This window comes from Microbulbifer mangrovi (assembly GCF_002009015.1).
Classification (GTDB): Bacteria; Pseudomonadota; Gammaproteobacteria; order Pseudomonadales; family Cellvibrionaceae; genus Microbulbifer; species Microbulbifer mangrovi.
Genome location: NZ_LZDE01000261.1, coordinates 1 through 18,611 on the forward strand (window position 1 = coordinate 1; position 18,611 = coordinate 18,611).

Annotated in this window: 12 protein-coding genes; 5 read left to right on the plus strand and 7 right to left on the minus strand. The window is 56.3% G+C overall.

Translation table 11 applies throughout. From position 1 onward, the window contains the following. On the plus strand, positions 1-738 hold a 738-nt coding region (locus B4U49_RS19330; RefSeq protein WP_143735535.1), incomplete at its 5' end, for a PKD domain-containing protein. An 80-nt stretch (positions 739-818) separates the two neighbouring features. On the opposite strand, the gene B4U49_RS04965 is transcribed toward B4U49_RS19330, so the two are convergent. Continuing rightward, positions 819-3,209, minus strand: a complete 2,391-nt coding sequence (locus B4U49_RS04965) for a zinc-dependent metalloprotease (protein ID WP_078083473.1) — start codon at positions 3,207-3,209, stop codon at positions 819-821. A gap of 299 nt (positions 3,210-3,508) precedes the next feature. On the opposite strand from B4U49_RS04965, the gene B4U49_RS04970 reads away from it, so the two are divergent. After that, the gene (locus tag B4U49_RS04970) at positions 3,509-4,327 is read left to right on the plus strand and encodes a sulfite exporter TauE/SafE family protein (RefSeq protein WP_078083474.1); all 819 of its coding nucleotides are present in this window, start codon (positions 3,509-3,511) and stop codon (positions 4,325-4,327) included. Between the two features lie 54 nt (positions 4,328-4,381). Further along, positions 4,382-5,530, plus strand: coding sequence for a pyridoxal phosphate-dependent aminotransferase (locus B4U49_RS04975; RefSeq protein WP_078083475.1), 1,149 nt, complete (start codon positions 4,382-4,384; stop codon positions 5,528-5,530). A 329-nt stretch (positions 5,531-5,859) separates the two neighbouring features. On the opposite strand, the gene B4U49_RS04980 is transcribed toward B4U49_RS04975, so the two are convergent. Then, complete coding sequence (locus B4U49_RS04980; protein ID WP_078083476.1) at positions 5,860-8,442, minus strand: TonB-dependent receptor plug domain-containing protein; 2,583 nt, start codon at positions 8,440-8,442, stop codon at positions 5,860-5,862. Between the two features lie 321 nt (positions 8,443-8,763). On the opposite strand from B4U49_RS04980, the gene B4U49_RS04985 reads away from it, so the two are divergent. Further along, entirely contained in the window at positions 8,764-9,561 is a 798-nt protein-coding gene (locus B4U49_RS04985) for a DUF2884 family protein (RefSeq protein WP_078083477.1), read from the plus strand. 150 nt (positions 9,562-9,711) lie between these two features. Here B4U49_RS04985 and B4U49_RS04990 read toward each other — a convergent pair whose 3' ends face one another. After that, positions 9,712-10,230, minus strand: coding sequence for a peroxiredoxin (locus B4U49_RS04990; RefSeq protein ID WP_078083478.1), 519 nt, complete (start codon positions 10,228-10,230; stop codon positions 9,712-9,714). Between the two features lie 210 nt (positions 10,231-10,440). Between B4U49_RS04990 and B4U49_RS04995 the strand changes: the two genes are divergently transcribed. Then, positions 10,441-11,793 carry a zinc metalloprotease gene (locus B4U49_RS04995; RefSeq protein WP_078083479.1) on the plus strand — a complete coding sequence of 451 codons (1,353 nt, stop codon included), beginning with the start codon at positions 10,441-10,443 and terminating at the stop codon, positions 11,791-11,793. Positions 11,794-11,883: 90 nt separating this feature from the next. Here the strand turns inward: B4U49_RS04995 and B4U49_RS05000 are convergent, their stop codons facing one another. The 4 genes from B4U49_RS05000 to gap form a co-directional block, all read right to left on the minus strand. Continuing rightward, the gene (locus B4U49_RS05000; RefSeq protein WP_143735536.1) at positions 11,884-14,352 is read right to left on the minus strand and encodes an NHL repeat-containing protein; all 2,469 of its coding nucleotides are present in this window, start codon (positions 14,350-14,352) and stop codon (positions 11,884-11,886) included. A gap of 258 nt (positions 14,353-14,610) precedes the next feature. Continuing rightward, positions 14,611-16,767, minus strand: coding sequence for a PKD domain-containing protein (locus tag B4U49_RS05005; protein WP_078083481.1), 2,157 nt, complete (start codon positions 16,765-16,767; stop codon positions 14,611-14,613). A 231-nt stretch (positions 16,768-16,998) separates the two neighbouring features. After that, positions 16,999-17,520 (minus strand): DTW domain-containing protein, encoded by a 522-nt coding sequence (locus B4U49_RS05010; protein ID WP_078083482.1) that lies wholly within the window; start codon positions 17,518-17,520, stop codon positions 16,999-17,001. Next, positions 17,495-18,517 carry a type I glyceraldehyde-3-phosphate dehydrogenase gene (gene gap / locus B4U49_RS05015; RefSeq protein WP_078083483.1) on the minus strand — a complete coding sequence of 341 codons (1,023 nt, stop codon included), beginning with the start codon at positions 18,515-18,517 and terminating at the stop codon, positions 17,495-17,497. Before gap ends, B4U49_RS05010 begins: the two co-directional genes overlap by 26 nt. Between the last annotated feature and the right edge of the window lie 94 nt (positions 18,518-18,611).

Sequence of the window (18,611 nt, forward strand, 5' to 3'; positions counted from 1 at the left end):
TACCAGGGCACCAGTATGGCGGCACCCCATGTGGCCGGGGTCGCCGCACTGCTCTACCAGGCCAGCCCCGGTATCTCCCCGGACGAGGTGATCAATATCCTGCAGAACACCGCCCGCCCCCTCCCCGGCAGCTGCTCCGGGGGCTGTGGCGCCGGCATCGTGGATGCCCGCGCTGCATTGGATACAGTATCCACCGGCAACCGGCCGCCCCAGGCGGCATTCAGTTGCAGCACAGACGAACTGGCCATCGACTGTATGGACCAGAGCGGCGATCCGGACGGCAATATCACTGCCTGGGACTGGGATTTTGGCGACGGCAATGCTTCCAGCGCGCAGAACCCGAGCCACAGCTATGCTGCCGCCGGCACCTACACCGTTTCGCTCACGGTCAGCGACAATGATGGCGTGACCGACTCCACCTCGCAGGAGGTGACGGTCAGCAGTGGTGAACCGGTGGAGAACCAGCCCCCAACCGCCGACTTCAGCATTTCCGTATCCCGTGTCACCGCAAACTTCACCGACAACAGCAGCGACAGTGACGGTAGCATCAGCAGCTGGTCCTGGGACTTTGGCGATGGCAGCAGTGCAACTACACAGAACCCCAGCCACGCATACACCGAAAACGGCACCTACGCGGTGACCCTCACCGTCACCGACGACGATGGCGCCAGCCATTCGGTCTCCAAAAGTGTCACCATCAACTGTCGCTTCTGGTGGGGTAGCCAATGCCTGTTTTAAGGCCGGTACCATCCTGACATTAAAAAAGGCCGCGCAGGTTCTGCGCGGCCTTTTTTTATAAACGAACAAATTCTTTTCGCTTAGATGGGTGATCCCGGAGGCATCGGTTTGATATCACCGGCTTCCACTGTCAGCTCCCCATCCCTATAAGCCGCTATTCGATTCGCCTCATAGAAGTAATGGGCGTTGTAGCCGTGCAGATCGTCCCCGAAAAGTTTCATTTCACCAATCGCGTGCTGGAACTTCGCCAGCTCGAAATTGGCGCGAGCGCGGGCAGACTCGGACGCATTCTTGTTACTTGCCAGTACCATCAGCTGGTGAATGTACACGTGGTTGACGCGTTGGTGAATTGCCGCCTGAAGCCCCTGATAGTCCTCATGGTCGAGAGCCTGTTCGGTCAACTGGGCAAGCAGGGTATTGAAGCCCGGCCCTTCGCCCCTGCGTGCCTGTTGCTGCTGCAATCGTGCTGCGCGCTCGGGATGGAGCAGGATTGAATATGTATGCCCAGCCGCGGCCTCCGCCATGGCGATGCTGTCAAAGGTCACGCCGGTATATGCGGGGAAGCTTTCAATGGTGCGGCTGTAACCGTAAGACTTCGGCGGCAACAACTTCAGGACCTTTTCCGGCAGGGTGAGGAACTCCGGTTTCAGCGTCTCAGCCAGGGAGTCTATCGCCTGCTGCTGCTTGTCCGCCGGCACCATGGTGTAGCTTTCACCCTCGGCGTCGTTGTACAGGTAGTTGTAGTCCAGTCCACCGATCAGCTTACCCACAGCTTCCGCCTGGTAGCGATGACCGTAATATACGGGCACCAGGGTTTCATCAAGGGAAGAACGCGCAACATCCGGACGGTTGGCCGCGGTGGAAAAGTTTTCCAGCGCATGGTGGCGCAGCTCGGTCATACGCTGAAACTCACCCAGCACATCCTCGCCGTTTTCCCACAGGTGGGATTCAGCATGCGCATTGTTGATTGCGCGGGAGTCAGGGTCAGAGATAAAACGCAATTTCTGTTGTTGCGCCGCATCGATGATCCCGGCCAAGTATTCCGGCTCTGACTCATCGGCAATTCCGTAACCATAGCGGATTGCGAGCTTGTCCCAAGCGCCGATGCCGGTGTCATAGGCCTCCCCCAGCTTCAGGTCGTTGCCGCTCAGGGTGACCAGCGGTGCGGGGTAGTCCATTACCGAGGCGCGCCCCGCGGTGCTCGCAATAAAGTTGTGCGCGAGCCCCAGAGTGTGGCCAACCTCATGGGCGGAGAGCTGGCGGATACGTGCCAGCGCCATTTCCTTGAGCTTCTCGGTATCTGCATCTTTTTTAGCGTAGGGCTGCAGCAGTCCCTGGGCGATCAGGAAGTCCTGGCGCACCCGCAGGGAACCGAGCGTGACATTGCCTTTGAGGATTTCGCCGGTGCGAGGATCGTAGACCGAATAGCCGTAGGACCAGCCGCGGGTAGAGCGGTGCACCCAGTTAATCACGTTGTAGCGCACATCCAGCGGATCGGCGTCTTCCGGCAGCAGTTTTACCTGAAATGCGTTTTCAAAGCCGGCTGCCTCAAACGCCTGGTTCCACCAGCTGGCACCCTCGATCAGGGCACTGCGTACAGGTTCCGGCACACCGGAATCCACGTAGTACACAATCGGCTCGACCACTTCATTGCTGTCGGGTTTCTTCTGCAGGCGGTGACGGAAAATCAGTCGCTGGTCCATCGGCTGATCAATTTCAGTGGCGTAGTCGCGGTAGGTGAGCGGGAAATAACCGCTGCGGCTGTGGAACTTGCGCGGCTGGTAACCGGTCTCGGGTAAGGCCACCAGGGAAATATGCTGTCGCAGTGTCACCAGCTTCGGGGTGGGCACTACTTCTTTCATGTATTTCCCGGGTTCGCTGCCGGCAAAGGTGAGCTGTGCTTCAAACTCGCTGTTTTGCGGGAAGCTGCGGGTACGTGGCAGGTAAACCGCTGATTTACTGGCATCCACACTGTAGCTGCCCTGCTTGGCATCTTTCAGACGCTGAGCAATACCGTGCTGATCGCTCAACAGGAAAGGCGTGAAATCCACCAGTACACCACTACCCTCCTGTGCAATGATCTCGAAGCCCCACAGCACCGACGAAGCAAAGGCTTCTTCTACTGCGCGCCGCTCTGCCGGATTATCCGACTGCGCCCGATAATCGAGATTTACCTGATGGATCAGTACCTTATTGCCGACCCGCTCGAATTTCACCACGCGACTTTCGCCCGCCTGGTTGCGATCCAGCCCCACCGGATTCGAACCCAGGCCCTGGGCAAGACCAGTGAGCAGTAACAGCTCACGATCAAACTGGTCGATCTGCAACAGCACCCGACCTTTTCTGTCGTCCCAATAAAAGTCGAACAGGCCCTGCTGCCTGTCCAGGCCTGCAGTAAGACCAGTGATGGTTTCCGCCTGAGCGCAAATACTGAACAGCAGCGCGGTTGTAATGATTATTTTTCTAAACATGTCTCCCCCGGCAGGGTTACTCAAACTTTTCCAGCGCGGATTGCCCCGGAAATCAGCCACAGAGATTAACACCTGTCAGCCATTCGTAAACCTGCAGCTGCGCGAAAGCCCAGACTGCGGAGGAATAAAGAACGAACCCTCTGCGTAACGCGACACCGGCCGCACAATCTACCGAAACTCGTTCTGCCGTTCGCCGGCGACGCTTTATCGCAAGCACTGAATCGGCAAAAAATTGGCGCGTCGTTTGGCACGGTTAATGCTTTTCCATCTCTGTTCAATGGAGAACGTCGGAGAAGTATATGAGCGTCGAGGAAATTTCACTGTTTATCCTGCTGCTCTGCGCCGCGGGCCTTATTGCGGGTATCACCGCGGGACTTTTCGGAAATGGCGGTGGCTTTGTAGTAGTACCTGCGTTGCTGGCGGTATTCCCGTTTTTACACAGCGCATCGGACGAAATGATGCGGGTGGCGGTAGGCACCTCCCTCGCCTCTATCGTCATTTCATCAGCACGCTCGGTGCAGGCACACAGTAAGCGGGGGGCCGTGGACTTCAAGGTATTGAGGGACTGGTCGATCTGGATCGTACTGGGCGTCGGAGCCGGTCTCTATATTGCATCCTTTACCAACAGTCAGAGCCTGGTAAATGTATTTGCCGCTGGGGTACTGCTGTATTCCATCTACTTCCTGTTTCCCAACCTGTTTGATGGCCTCAAAGGCAAACTGGAAATGCCCACGGGTATTGCGCGCGCCGGCCTGGCGAGCTTTTTAGGTGGCTTTTCATCACTGCTCGGTATCGGCGGCGGCACCATCACCGTAATGACCATGGTGCTGTGCAACCGCCCGACGCACCAGGCTGTGGCAACCGCATCCGGGATTGGCTTCCTGATCGGCCTGCCCGGCGCCATAGGATTCCTCATTATGGGGCTAAATGCACCGAATCTGCCCATGGGCTCCATTGGCTACATCAATATTCCGGCGCTGATCGCGATTTCTGTGTTCTCGATCATTTCCGCTCCTATCGGTGCGCGCTGGGCGCACAGCCTGAACGAATTACACCTGAAGCGTCTCTTCGGGGTCTACCTGATCGCGGTATCCCTGGCGATGTTCGCCAAGGCGTGATGCAACATTTCATTGAATTCAACACAACACTCGAATAACGGGGAGAGCAAAATAATGCATAAATCACTGAGCAGGAGGTTGTTTCTACAGGGCGCCACTGCCGCCTTCTCCGCGGCAACAGTCGGCGGACTCGCCAGCAGCGCATCCGCAAAAGAGATCGTGAGACCTACCCCCCTGTACGGACCGCCCCCCGGCGTAGCCAAGCTTAACGCCAACGAAAACCCCTACGGCCCCAGCCCCGCGGCCCTCAAGGCCATGATGGAAGCGAGCCAGAAGGGTGCTTACTACGTTTACGACAGCGTGATGCGTCTGAAAACCATGATTGCCGAGCGCCACGGACTCACGCCGGATCATGTCACACTCGGTTCCGGTAGCAGCGCCGGTCTCGCCGCCGCGGCCATAGCCGCTGCCCAGAAAGGCAATATTCTCGGACCGGATCTATTCTGGGACACCACCTCCCGGGTGGTTGAAATGCAGAAGATTGGCGAGATCAAACGACTCCCCAAACTGGAATCCCTCGCCATCGACCTGGACGCCATGTACGGCGCCATCGACGATTCCATTTCCATGGTGCAGGTCACCAACCCGAACAACCCTACCGGGATGCTGATCGATCCGGTAGCGATGCGCAATTTCTGTATCAAGGCTTCCAAGAAGTGCACCGTGCTGGCGGATGAGGCTTACAACGAGCTCACCGACAACAGCGATGCAAATACGGTGATTCCCCTGATCAAGGACGGCCACGACATTATCGTTGCACGTACCTTCTCCAAGATCTACGGACTCGCCGGCATGCGTGTGGGCTACCTGATCGCACAGCCGGAAAAGATTGCAGAAATGGAACGCTACGGCCTGGGCTGGTATGGCCTCAACCAGGCCGGCCTGGCAGCCGCCATCGCCTGCTATGAAGATCACAAGTTCATGGACTACTGCCGCAGCAAGGTCAAAGAGGCTCGGGATATGGTCAGCGCCGCGGTAAAGGAAAACGGCCTGACTGCGCTGCCTTCTGTCACCAACTTCATGTTCGTAAACCTGGGCGACCTCAACGCGGAAACTTTCCGCGCAGAGATGGCAAAAGAGAACGTGCTGATCCGCGGTATCTACCGCGACTACACCAACTGGTCGCGGGTCAGCATGGGTTATATCGAAGATGTGCAGAAATACACGTCCGCGCTGCCCAAGGTACTGCACCGCATGAGCTGATTTAGTCAGACACAGAATCAAAGTCGCTCCACTGGCCAGCTCTGCTGGCCTTTTTTGTGCCCGCTATTCTTTCCCCGGAGACATAAACTTCTCCGCTCAGCATTACGATCTCCAGTATTTACTTGCCCGACTCTGTCGCCAGGAAAGGCTCATAAATACACGTAGAAATATTGCACGTTACCCTTCTCCAATGTTCACTTCAGCAGTCCGAAACCAGCACTGGCTTGCGCCCTTACCTTTTCGACATATGTACAGCAAGAGGGATTTATTCCAGACATAAAAAATCCCCGCCGAGGCGGGGATTCAACGTTGCAGAAGACACTGCTGTTTTAGAAGTTGTGATTCAGGCTCATGTAGTAGTAGGAACCCTGCCAGTCAACGATGGAATCTGAGGGGTACTTGGCACCACAGCAGTAGTCTCCAAGCATGTCCTCGTCCGGGTACTCGTCAAAGATATTACGCCCACCCACACTCACATTGGTGGCTTCGGTCAGGTGATATTTGCCCTCGAGATCAACCTGAACAACAGAACTGTAATCCTGGATTTCCCCGCCCTGATAGTTTTCGGAGCTGCCATACCAGTTGGCGCGCGCCATCAGTGCAAGCGGTCCAAACTCGTGCGTTGCGGTTACCGCACCGCGCAGTTTCGGGTTGAAGTTCTCGAAATCGTACTGGTCTTCCTCGTTCAGGTACTCACTGGGATCCGAGGCAAATTCATGCTTGTTGTAGTTCAGTGAGGCGGTAATGTTGGTCACACTATCCACGGACCATTCGAGCGGGTAAGTGGCCACCACGTCCACCCCCTGGGTGCGGGTATCGAATGCATTGGTGAAATAGAACACCCCGCCAATGGACTCAGCCCCTACAACGCCCGCGTCAACCAGTGCCAGGTAATTTGCATAAGCTGCCGGATCGGATGGATCCGCGGCGACATCCAGGGTGGAAATCGCGTAGGTGCGATCATCAACATCGATTCGATAGAAGTCGACCGTCAGGTTCAGCTTGTCAAAGTCGGCAGTGAAACCAAAGGTAAAGTTGGTCGAAGTTTCCGGTTTCAGCGCTTCGGCACCCAGTGCCTGGGCAACAGAACTGCTGGCCGGGAACAGACCGGTTGCTACCGGGAATCCGTTGGGCAGTCGTGTTGAAACGTTGGTGGTGCCTTGCTGGCCCGGCGTCGGTGCACGGAAGCCGGTACCGATGGAAGAGCGCAGGCCGATGGTTTCGGTCAGGTCATACTGCATTGCGAGCTTACCGACCAGCTCGGAATCGAAGTCGGAATAATCTTCGAAGCGCGCCGCAGCCTGCACAAACAGTTTATCGGAAAGGTCCGTGCTCAAGTCACCGTAGATCGCATAGGAGTCACGAGTGTAACTACCGCTGTATTCCGGAGAGTAGCCCGGAAAACCGTTGGAGCCAACGCCTACCGCGGTGTAAACCGGGTCATCTTCGTTGGCACAGTCGAGCGTGGAACCGGCGTCGATAACCGCCTGTCCCGCAGCGGTTTCCATACCCGCGTCACAGAAACCCCAGGGATCCTGCGTCGCATAGGGACCAGCAGCGTAGGAATCCGGATCACCACCGGTTAGCTCATAGGACTCATCCATATAGCTGAGCCCGAACGCGGCAACCACGGGTGCTGTCATGCCCCAGTCGAGTTCTTTGGAGAAATCTGCCTGTAGCTGCACTTCCTCGTTGGCCAGGGTGCCCGGCTTGAATGCGGTGGGACTGTCGGGGCCCATGGAGGGGTTGATGGTGTTTTTCAGGGTGTACGCTACTTCACTGAAACCGTAACGTGCACTAAAGTCGTACAGAATCCCGGAACTCAGCTCGCCTTTTAAGCCACTGACCAGGGAGTAGTCGGTAACTTCACCGAAAAAGCGCGGTGTAAAACCACCCGGGAATTTTTCCAGTGGATTGTAAATGGAGCCATCTTCTTCACGGAGGTCCATGATGGTGCCGTTGTTGGGGTAACGGTAATAGAAGCTGCCGTCCGCCTCACTTTCGGAGTAGTTACCGAAGGCATACAGCTCCTTGCCACCGCCGAGATCATAACCCGCGTTAAAGAACAGTCGTGCCGCTTCCGCATTCGGCTGTCCCCATGGCTGCACTACGTCGCCCGCAAGAGATGCTTTTTTGGACGCTGCGATAAAATCAGGATCTTCGGTATAGGCTGCATACCATTCGTTGCTGTCGTAGATGGGGTTATCTGGATCCAGACAGAACCAGTCACCACAGTATTGTTCCGCGCGCTGCGTGAAATCCTGCTGGGAAACCTCCCCGGAAATACTCAGGAAACCATTGGCACCCAGTGCCAGGCCAAAATTACCGTTGGCAGTGGTCTGAAATCCATCACCCTCACTGTATTCCCCGGTATTTACCGAGAAAGATCCACCCTCAGCGTTGTCTTTGAGAATAAAGTTGATCACCCCGGCGATCGCATCTGAACCATACTGCGCCGCCGCACCATCGCGCAGCACTTCCACCGATTTCAGTGCGGAGCTTGGAATGGTGGCAATATCCGGGCCCTGGGTGCCGGAGCCGCCAATCTGTACTAGGGACGCGCGGTGACGGCGCTTAGAGTTCACCAGGACCAGCGTTTTATCTGTAGGCATGCCGCGCAGCTGTGCCGGGCGAATGAATGTACCACCGTCACTGATCGGCTGCCGGGATACGTTGTAGGAAGGTACCAGCGTTTTCAGCACATCGTTGGTATCGGTATGGGATACCGATTCCAGTGCTTCACTGCCGAACACATCGACTGGCACTGGGGAATCCGAAACCGAGCGCGGCTTGCCGCGCACGCCGGTAACGGCCACCTCCTCAATTTCTTCCGCCAATACCGGCGCTACCGGTGCAAGTGCACCGCCGGCGATAATTGCCATCACGGCAAAACTTAGAGACTTACGCTTCATAACCCACCCTTCTTATTGAATAAATGCCATAACCATAATTTTTGGGCAAAAGCATCCCGTGCCGTGTAATCCGCGGATATACACAGCTCGCAATACATCAGATACAACGGGCACTTTCAGATACGTCCGGGCCAACCGCACCCGGGAGACAGAGCGGTGCGGGGGATCCCCGCGACCACCGGAATCAGCAGTTCTCAGGTATTTTTCTGAGCGCTACACGGTATAGAGCAATATGCATGCCAGATTTTTTTACTCCCCCCGTGCATCCAGATGGATCACTGCGTGCGTCATAGGTGCAGATGAATAAATACGGATACAGCGATGAAGCACCTACTCCCATTCTTTGCAGTTGCAGCCCTTTCTTCCTCAGTGGCCCTGGCCACTGAGGTGCATATCGATGCAGACAATCACAGCAGTTGCTCGGTGGACCTGCACCAGCAGGTAACCGTAGGGCCGGATTTCATAGAGACCTGGGCAGGAAACAAAAGTGCGCCACAGATCGCATACCACGCACCTGACCAACTGGCGGTGGGCGACGACGGGGTCATCCTCACTCCGGAACAGCAGGTATTGATGCAGTCCTACCAGCAGGGCCTGCACAGTGCTGGTCGCGATGTCTCACTGATCGCTGCAGACGCGATGGATATCGCACTGGATGGAGTTGGAATCGCCCTGTCAGCCCTCGCCGGCGCGGACGATCCTGACACCCAGGAATTTCTCACATCTTCACGGGCCCTGCGCACCAAGCTAATGGTGCAAACCCAGCGCCCGGGTGACGTATACACCTTCGGTGGATCCTGGATTGACCATGCGATGGGCGAATCCTTCGAGCGCGAGCTAGAGCCGCAGCTCGAGGCGCTGGCAAAGAAATCCGCAGGCAAAATCGCCTGGCACGCACTGAAAGCGGCGTTCACCGGTGGTGCCAGTATCGAGCGGGATGCCGAGCTTGCTGCCGAAAAGGTAGAAAAGGTTATGGAAAAGAAAGCGGAGCGAATTGAGGCTCGTGCCGAAGGTCTGTGTGCCCAGTTACTTGAACTGGATGCTCTGGAAACCGAACTGCACAGAACAATTCCCGAGCTGCAGGGTCTGGAATTGCTCGAGGCAAAGAGATCTGACTAACGGTGCAGGCAAAAGTATCTCAAAAAATACCCCCAGTGTTCGGCCGCAATTGCGGCCTTTTTTATTTGCAGGATGCCGCCATAAAACCCAGATAAAGAAAAGGCCGCGTGAGCGGCCTTTTCTGATTCGGCTTATTCCCTGGGGGAAGGATTATTCCTTCCGAGCCACATCCAGCTGTCCGAGGGTAGCGGCCATATCCTGGGCGCTGGTGGCGGGCTTGATATCGCGATCGATCTTCAGCACCTTGCCATCTTTGCCTATGTAGATAGTTACCCGCTTGGCCATGTTCAATACCGGCATTTTTACATCGTATGCAGCCGCGACGTCGCCAGTCGGGTCACTCAATAGCGGGAAGTCCGCTTTCTGCTCTGCCGCGAACTTGGCGTTGTCCTCTACTTCGTCGGTGCTCGCCATAAAGTAGGCTACATCGTATTCACGGATCAGGTGACCGTTCTCCGCCAGGGATTTGCACTCAATGGTACAACCCTTGGTAAACGCCTTGGGATACCAGGCGACGACTACCGCCTGTTTGCCCTTGTAATCGGACAGGGTATAGGTTTTTCCATCGGAAGCCTGCAGAGAAAACTCCGGGGCCATATCTCCCACTTCCAGCGCAGAAGCAGGCAAAGCAATCGCCATAATGGCGAATAAAAAGAACAATTTTCTCATCACTTTTCTCCAGGCTTGTCCGGCCGCGGCCGGGTATCAATCTGACTTTCCATTCAATTCTGAAACTGCGGTTTTATCGCTGGAAACGATCATTTTTCAACCGTAGAATCGCCTACTTTTGCACCAAACATAATCAGCCGGAAAGGATCAAAGGGGCTCCGGTGACAGACGCACAAGGGATTGGGCTCAAATACCAATAACCAGTGGACTATGGCCAAGTGTCCACACTTAGGCAACCTCAATCCTTTCAAGATGCGATTCCGTACTTTCTGGCTGTGTGGCCTGTGTATTTTTTCCGCCCTCGTACTCGGCTGTGGCGGCGGTGGTGGTGAAGAGCCTGATAAGGATCTCACCCAGGTACCGCCACCATCCAATGCCCCCACCGATTCACAAAACAGCTCCGGTGGTTCTACTGATACGTCATCGGGTTCTTCTGGATCACCGGTAGCAGTTCAACCTGGAGAGTACGCTCGCGTCGCGGCCAGCTCCAGCTCCAGCTGCCCACTGGTCGCGGGCAGCGAGTTGGCGGAATTCAAGCTGCTATTCGCCAATCTGGACAATGCACCCTATTTCGATGAGATCCTCGAGGATGCAATCCACAACCAGTTCCAGAAGCTGGCACCACTGGCGGATTACTCGGCCAACTTCGCCTTTTTCCGTCTCGACCTGACCGGTGCAGATGCACTCGGGTGTGAAGCCACCGGCAATAGCAGCGGCGCCTCCTTTGCCTGTGATGATGACCGGGTTCACCAGGCGATACTCGAGCAGTGCGACGTCGATGATATCCACGGTGTCATCAAGGTGGTGGTAGCGGATACCGGCTACGGGGCTTCCGGTGGCGAGATCATCTATCTGGGCAGCGACAGCCAGTGGCCGGACGCAGATACCGCGCTGTTTAATCTAAAAAATCTGGTGGCGCACGAGGTAGGCCACAATTTTGGCCTCGCTGACCTGTACGACGGCGGTACCAATGCCGACGGATCTCCGGTGACCGGATGGCCCAGTGAGCTATCGCGGGAATGGGGTAACCTGGATGGTCCAGGCTGCGAAAAATGGTGCAACAGCTTCAAGCCTGCCTCCGAATATACCCTCTCCGCCAGCGCGGCCTGCAGCACCTTCGACAGCAAGGATGCCTGCGTCAGTCACAACCGCAGCGAAGCCGGTGAATGTAAAACCGATGACGGCGGCACGGTTTCCTGCTGCACCTGGTCAGAAAACACCGAGGATGAGTATTTCGGCTCCCAGTGCACCCCGGCCTGGGGTACCGAGGATATCGGGCTCGACTGCCTTAAAGGCGCGGGCTGCTATTACGGCGGTGCCTACGGCAATAATTCATGGCGCCCGGCGAAAAGCTGGCCAGACAGCATCATGTACGGTGCCGGTCAGTCCGAGGCGTTTGACAGCGTTTCACAGCAGGCGCTGTCAGAAGTGATCCGCTGCTGCGGTACGTCGGACGACCAAACCAAGTCCTGTACAGCCTTCCGCTCTGAATTCGCGGTGTTCCTCGAAGAATATCAGCCCTACAAGGTCCGCATGGGCTCCTGCGGGGTACAGCCCGGTTAAGCGTGGTAGAGAAAAAGTGGGAGTTCTCACGCCAGGAAATAAAAAGCACGGCAAGGCCGTGCTTTTTATCATTCATGCGAAATATGGAATTCACTGCGACAGAATCAATGCCTGTCGACTTTCATGGTCATACACCTGCACAGTGCCATTGTAGTCCGTCATGTAAGTGAAGCCCGTCTCGGGATCAACTCCCGCGCGCTGACTGGTATTGACGTTTCGGGATTCACGGTACTCTCTATCACCGGTTTCCAGATCTACATAAACTATCGGCTGTCCCCCGGAAATACTGTAACTCTGAACAACCAGTTTATTGCGGAAAGCATCCAGTCGAATTTGTGTAACTTCGCCAAGCGTCGGCCCTTCACCCACCGTATCGCTCGAGAAAACTTCCCGATGACCGGTCGCCAGATCCACCTGGTATATGCTTGCAGTCGATTGTTCAGAAACGTATAGCCGGGTTTTATCCCGATTCAATGCCATATAAGCTGGCTGTGTCCAATCGGTACCACTACCGGTACTGCCTGGCTGCGTAAATACCTGCCGATTACCACTGGCCAGATCCACTCTGAAGATAGCGTCCACCGCCTTATCAAGCACATAGGCAAGACCCTCTTCCTCCACCAACTCCACGGTTTGAATCTCGCTAAATACGGGTCCCAAGCCCCGGCCATTACCTGACACCAGCAATCGGTCGCCATTGTCAGGGTCAACACGGACCAATGCGTTCCGATAAGCGCTATCCCACCAGCTCAGCGCCAGATAAATATCTCCAGACACATCGTCTACGGCAAAATCGTTAAAGCGCTCGAGCTGTACGCCACTACCAGTCACTTCCGAGGTCACAATGGTGCGATCGCCTGTGACCGGGTCAACAGACATGATTTCTGGCGCATAGCTTTGATACACGCCATTGATCAGTAGCACACGGTCATTTACCGAATCATAGCGAACGGCCTGCCCGTTGTTCATCGGCACCCCCTGACCACGCACGGCCGGGGTAACCTGACGCCGCTCGCCGGTTGTCAAATTGATCGCGATCAGTTCGCTGGCGGAACAGTTCAGATAGAGCTCATCGGCATCGGCATTTATTGCCATACCAAACCCCTGCTCGAATACGAGGTTGGTATCTAGATGATCGTACTTGGCAGAAACCAGGCGACGATCCCCACTGACAAGGTCGACCTCAATGATTTCATCGTAAAAGTCACCAATATAGGCTTTCTGTGCCAATGGGCCCACTGTGAAGCCGTGCGTCCAGTTCAACTCGTAGCCGTTGCCGACACCTGCGCCGCTGACAAGCGTGCGATTGCCCGTGGCGAGGTCAATCTCGAGAATCCGGTCTTCGCCAGCCTCCCGCGAGTGCGCAAACAGTCGCCCATTTGCCGCGGAAATTCCGAAAGTTTCCGAAATATCTTCACCGCTTCCGTAACTATCGCTGGTGACAACCGCACGGACGCCAGACGCCAAATCGACACTGTAGACAGCCCATTCAGATATCCCGAAGCTGCTGTTAAGTATATACAGCGTATTGGTAGCGCCATCGATGGTGGCCATGCCGGGTTTGAAGCTGACCCCGCTAGTGCCATCCCATGAGATTGCATTGTCTGGCGCATTTGACAGGCTGACTTCGAATACATTGCCGTCGACGTCGAAGGCATACAGCAACCCAGTTTCCGTATTGAACGCCGATCCGTGATAATTCCCGGATACCGGATAATGCGTCGATGCGCCGGTATTGATATCCGTCGCGGTAACCTTGGAAGTCACTTTCAGTACACGGTTGTTCGCCGCGTCATAGGCAATTGGGCCACAGGTTCCGTACGCACTGATATCGGTAACGGTTACATTGCGGGTTGCGGCCTGCGCATTGATATTGCCATTCACGTCTTCCACTTCGACGATCAGCGCGTTCTCACCCACATCGCTCAGATAGATATCCGCGGTCCAGTTTTCCAACGAATCGCCGGATTGTGGGGAAGCTTCCACACCGCCAATAGTGACGCGCTGTACGGCGACATTATCCGCAGCGGTTCCGCGCAGAGTAATCAGAGCAGGGTTTCCATTGTAGGAAAGTCTGGCTACCAGGCCGTCAACGTGAGGAAACCCGATCGCCGCGGTAGGCTTTTCGCGCTCCGCGTCGGTAGTGACGGAAAAGATTGCGGTCAGAGGGCCAACAGTGACCGTTGCCCGCGTCTCGACTTCAAACTCTGGGGATGTCATGACCCGGACAACCAGTGAATCGCCATTCGCAACCTGGCCATCGGCCGCGGTAAACGCTCCATCATTGATGGAGTATTCTCCACCCTCGATGGCGATATCAATTGCCTGGTCAATACCCTGGATAGTGACGGCTTCCGACTCAACCCAGATCTCCCAGTCTGCGTCGGTCACACTGGAGAAGCTAATACTCTCCGGCGTGGTATCCGGTTCAGGCTCAGGCTGAGGAGACGGTGTGACCGGTGTGGAGGCGGAATCGGATCCACCGCCCCCGCCACAAGCCGTCAGTGTTAACAGGGATGCAAGCAATAGCAACCGAAAGGGTTCGAATAACCGACCCATATTACCCCCAAAATATTATTGATATTTTTGTGATTGAACGGGGAATATATCTAGTCAGAATGGCGATGGATAGTATTTGATCGCATCTCTATTTAAATATTGCTTTTCTGCTCTGATTTCCGAGTTGATTGTGCAAATGCCCTTTCAACTAGCTATAAAAAGGCCTGCGTCCGGCGTCACCGGAGGCAGGCCCATCTGCTTGGAAATCCAGCATCCTCATCACGCGCGGTGGCTACCACCGCCCGCGCACGTACTGCTTTACTGGCAAAGTCCCGTACTGGTACCCGTGTCGTGGCTCAGGCCACCGCTCAGGTCGCTGACACAGAAGCTGACCGAGAGGTTTCCACCGGCAGTAGCCGTACTGGTGATGCTGGCGATGCCGTTGCTATCGGTGAGTCCGCTCGCACCGTTCTCGGTAATACCGCCACTAAAGTTACCGCTCACTGACACGCCCGGCACGCCGCGGCCCAGATCATCCAATACGGTTACCGTTGCGGTTGCGTACTTCTGCCCCCTGCCCGCGGGCGCGGTACCGATCACCACACTGGATACATACATGGTAGTGGCCTCGGCGCCGTCGTTTACGCTTACATCGAAGCTTGTCTGGCCGCTAGCGCCCTGATCATCGGTGACCGTGAGGGTTACGGTGTAGGTGCCTGATGCCGCATAGGTATGGCCGGCAGAAACGGTGGCGGCGGAAGCACCATCTCCAAAGTCCCACTGGTAGCCGACAACCGAACCATCGCTATCCGCACTGGCGCTGCCGTCAAAGCTGCAGTCCAGACCGGTGCAGGCGTGACTGGCACTTGCGGAGGGAGACTGGTTGGCACCGGTATCGAGACCGTAGATGTCGAAGTTATCCCAGTAGTAGGTGTCCCCGTTGAAGGTGTTGGGATCAAACAGGATCACCAGGCTGTCCACGGCGTTTGCCGGGGTGCCGCCATCAATTCGGTCATCCAGCTCGAACTTGAGCCGCTGCCAGCCGCTGCCCTCGCCCACATAGGCGGCGAACTTGGAGTGACGCCCGGTAGGGTAATTGCTGGCAGTAGCAGTAGAGCTGTCCTCCAGCTGCACCAGGATCTGGGTACCCGGGGCGGCGCTGGTGAACACGTCCAAATAAAACGCTTTGTCGCCGGAGAGGAACGGGTCGGCATCGGGTATCGCCGAGGTATCGGCAGCGATCACGTCGTACTGGGCTCCCGCAGAGCGGGTATACATCGCCACAGTGGATGAACCATTGGTGGCATCTGCCTGCGGGTTGGCGGCGTCCTGCACAAAGGTGCCGTCAAACACGCTGTAGGTCAGGTTGCGCTGGGACTCGAAGTTATCCAGCACGCTCTCCTGCACCAGCTTCGGTCCCACATGCACCGGCAGGCTCAGCGCGCGACTGCCACAACTGTCACTCACGCTGACATTCACTGCACCGCCGGCACTGCCCCACCGCACGGTGACAGTATCGCTGTTGCCACCGGCAACCAGGGTCGCGTCGGCCGGCACGCTCCAGGAATAGCCGGAATTGCCGCCAATGGCGCCGGCTACGGAATAGGTGGTGGTTTCACCGTTATCCACAATACGGTCACCCGTGATACTGGGCTGGCCATGGTCGTAGACCCGCACATAGTCCACCTGCATGGTCTGCGGCAACATGGAGTCATCTACCGCACCGCCGAGATTACCCCCCACCGCCAGATTCAGCAGGAAGTGATACTGGTAGTTCTCGAAGGTCCAGTAGGCTGCGTCGGTCAGGTCATCGGGGGTAAGCGTTGCGTAAAGCTGGTCATCCACGTACCAGCGCATCTCCTCAGTCTCCCACTCTACTGCATATACATGGAAATCTGCCGACCAGGGTTCAGGCTGGGTCAGTAAGCGATTACTGGTGAAAGAATTATTCGGATAAAGCTCGCCGTAGTGCAGCGTGCCAAATACATACTCATCCGATTGACCGATAGACTCGAGAATGTCGATCTCGCCGCTGATCGGCCAGCCCTCGGTGGGATCGGTGGGCAGCATCCAGAACGCCGACCACATACCGGTGCCGTCCGGCACCTTGATCCGCGCCTCAAAGCGACCATTGGTCCACTCGCCGCCGTTGGGCATGTTGGCGGTGCGCAGGCGCGCAGAGGTGTAGGCCTTGCTCTGCACCCGCTCCTTGCGTGCGGTGATCGTGAGCAACCCGTTGGCCACGGTGGCATTCTCGGCTTTGTAATACTGGAGCTCACTATTGCCCCAGCCACAAATACCGTAACTACAACCATCGCCAATCATTGGTTCCCACTTAGAGGTGTCCAAAGTGGTACCGTCGAAGTTGTCTTCCCACACCGGCGCCGGAGACTGGCACTGCTGGCCGAAAGCCGGCAATGCGGCCGTCAGGCCGACGGTGAGAAGCAACTTTTTATATCTATTTTTATTATGCATCGTCGTTTTCCCTCATTGGTTGAGGCACGCTTTGCAGCGTGCACCTCCAATCTACCAATTCGGTTTGGCGACACTTCTCCCACTATCACTTCCCGTCCAACGTGGGACGAAACCTGTGGAATAGCGACTCCGGAGCTTGAATAGAGGGGCTCAGTTGGTCATGAAATTAATGGGAAATAACCCGCAATGACCGCGATTTCATTCACGGAGAAAATGCCAACTTGGTGAACGCTATCGGATATTGAAGTGGTCGAATTGCGCCTTTATGTACGCAGCCAATTCCATGCGCCCCTTGCTCCGCAAAATTTCGATAACGCATTCCGCAGTACACAAACCGCCCTGTCGCTGATTGCGCCGCAGCGTATAGCGGGAAGCTTCAGTCGTATCCAACGCAACACGTTTTACAGGATGCAAATAGGGGCTGCGATTAAACATTTTGCGCGCTTCCTGCCAAGTGGCGTCCAGCAGGACAAATTGATCACAATCCGCGAGTGCGATCTCTTCGCCAGGGACTTCCGATACCGGATACAGCAATCCAGCACTGGGAGCCTTGAGCACGGAGAGCAGCTTGGGGCTCGGCGCAATGCGGTTCCAGACGATACGCTCTACAACGCCATCGGTATCCACGCCCACATCCAGCGCAAGCCTTCCGGTATTAGTCGGCCTATCCAGCTCTCTTTCGTGGGTCAAGAGATAAATTTTCACGGATACAGCGTTGCAACCGTGTTCAAACGCGCACGTGTCTGGTGACATCCAGCATCCGGTTGGCGAACCCCCACTCGTTATCAAACCAGATCAACACCTTCACCAGCTTGCCACCGGCGACGCGGGTCTGGCTGGCATCGACGATGCCGGAGCGGGGATCGTGGTTGTAGTCGCAGGAGGTGAGCGGTTCCTCGGTATAGCCGAGTACGCCGGAGAAGCGGGTTTCTGCCGCGCGCTTCAGTACCGAGTTTACTTCCGCCTGGGTGACATTCCTGTGCAGCTGCACGGAAAGGTCGATGGCGGAGACATTAACGGTGGGCACACGCATGGCCTGGGCTTCGAATTTTCCGGCCATTTCCGGGAGTATGCGCTCGATGCCGCGGGCCAGTCCGGTGTCTACCGGGATAATGGAGGAGATGGCGGAGCGGGTTTTGCGCAGGTCGGTGTGATGATAGGCATCGTTCACCGGCTGGTCATTCATTGCCGAGTGAATGGTGGTAATGACGCCGGCTTCGATGCCGAAGGCACTTTCCAGCGCGGCAATGACGGGAATGCTGCAATTGGTGGTGCAGGAGGCAGCGGAGATGATGGTCTCAGCGCCGGTCAGTGCGGTGTCGTTGACGCCGTAGACGATGGTGGCGTCGACGTCGCTGGTAGCAGGCTGGGAGAAGATAACTTTCTTGGCGCCCGCCTTTAAATGCAGTTCCGCGCGTTCGCGTTCAGTGAAGCTGCCGGTGCACTCGAGAACAACATCCACGCGCTCTTGGCGCCAGTCGAGGTCTTCGAGGTTTTCAAAGTGGGTGACGGCTATCTGGTCGCCGTTAATCTGTAAGGCGTCGTTGTGGACGGTGACTTCGCCATGGAAGCGGCCGTGCACGGTGTCGTATTTGGTCAGGTGCGCGATGGTGGCACAGTCGGCCAGCTCGTTAATGGCGACGATCTGCATTTGGTCGCGCAGATTGGACTCGTATAAGGCGCGCAGAACGCTGCGTCCTATGCGGCCGTAGCCGTTGATGGCAAGTCTTATAGGAGATTGGTTGGGCATGGAATCCTCAGGCTGACGGCACCGCCTTCAGGATTTATTTCCGGTGCGGTGGCGGTCAGGCACTGGGGGCGGGTTTTCAGGACCGCTGTGAATA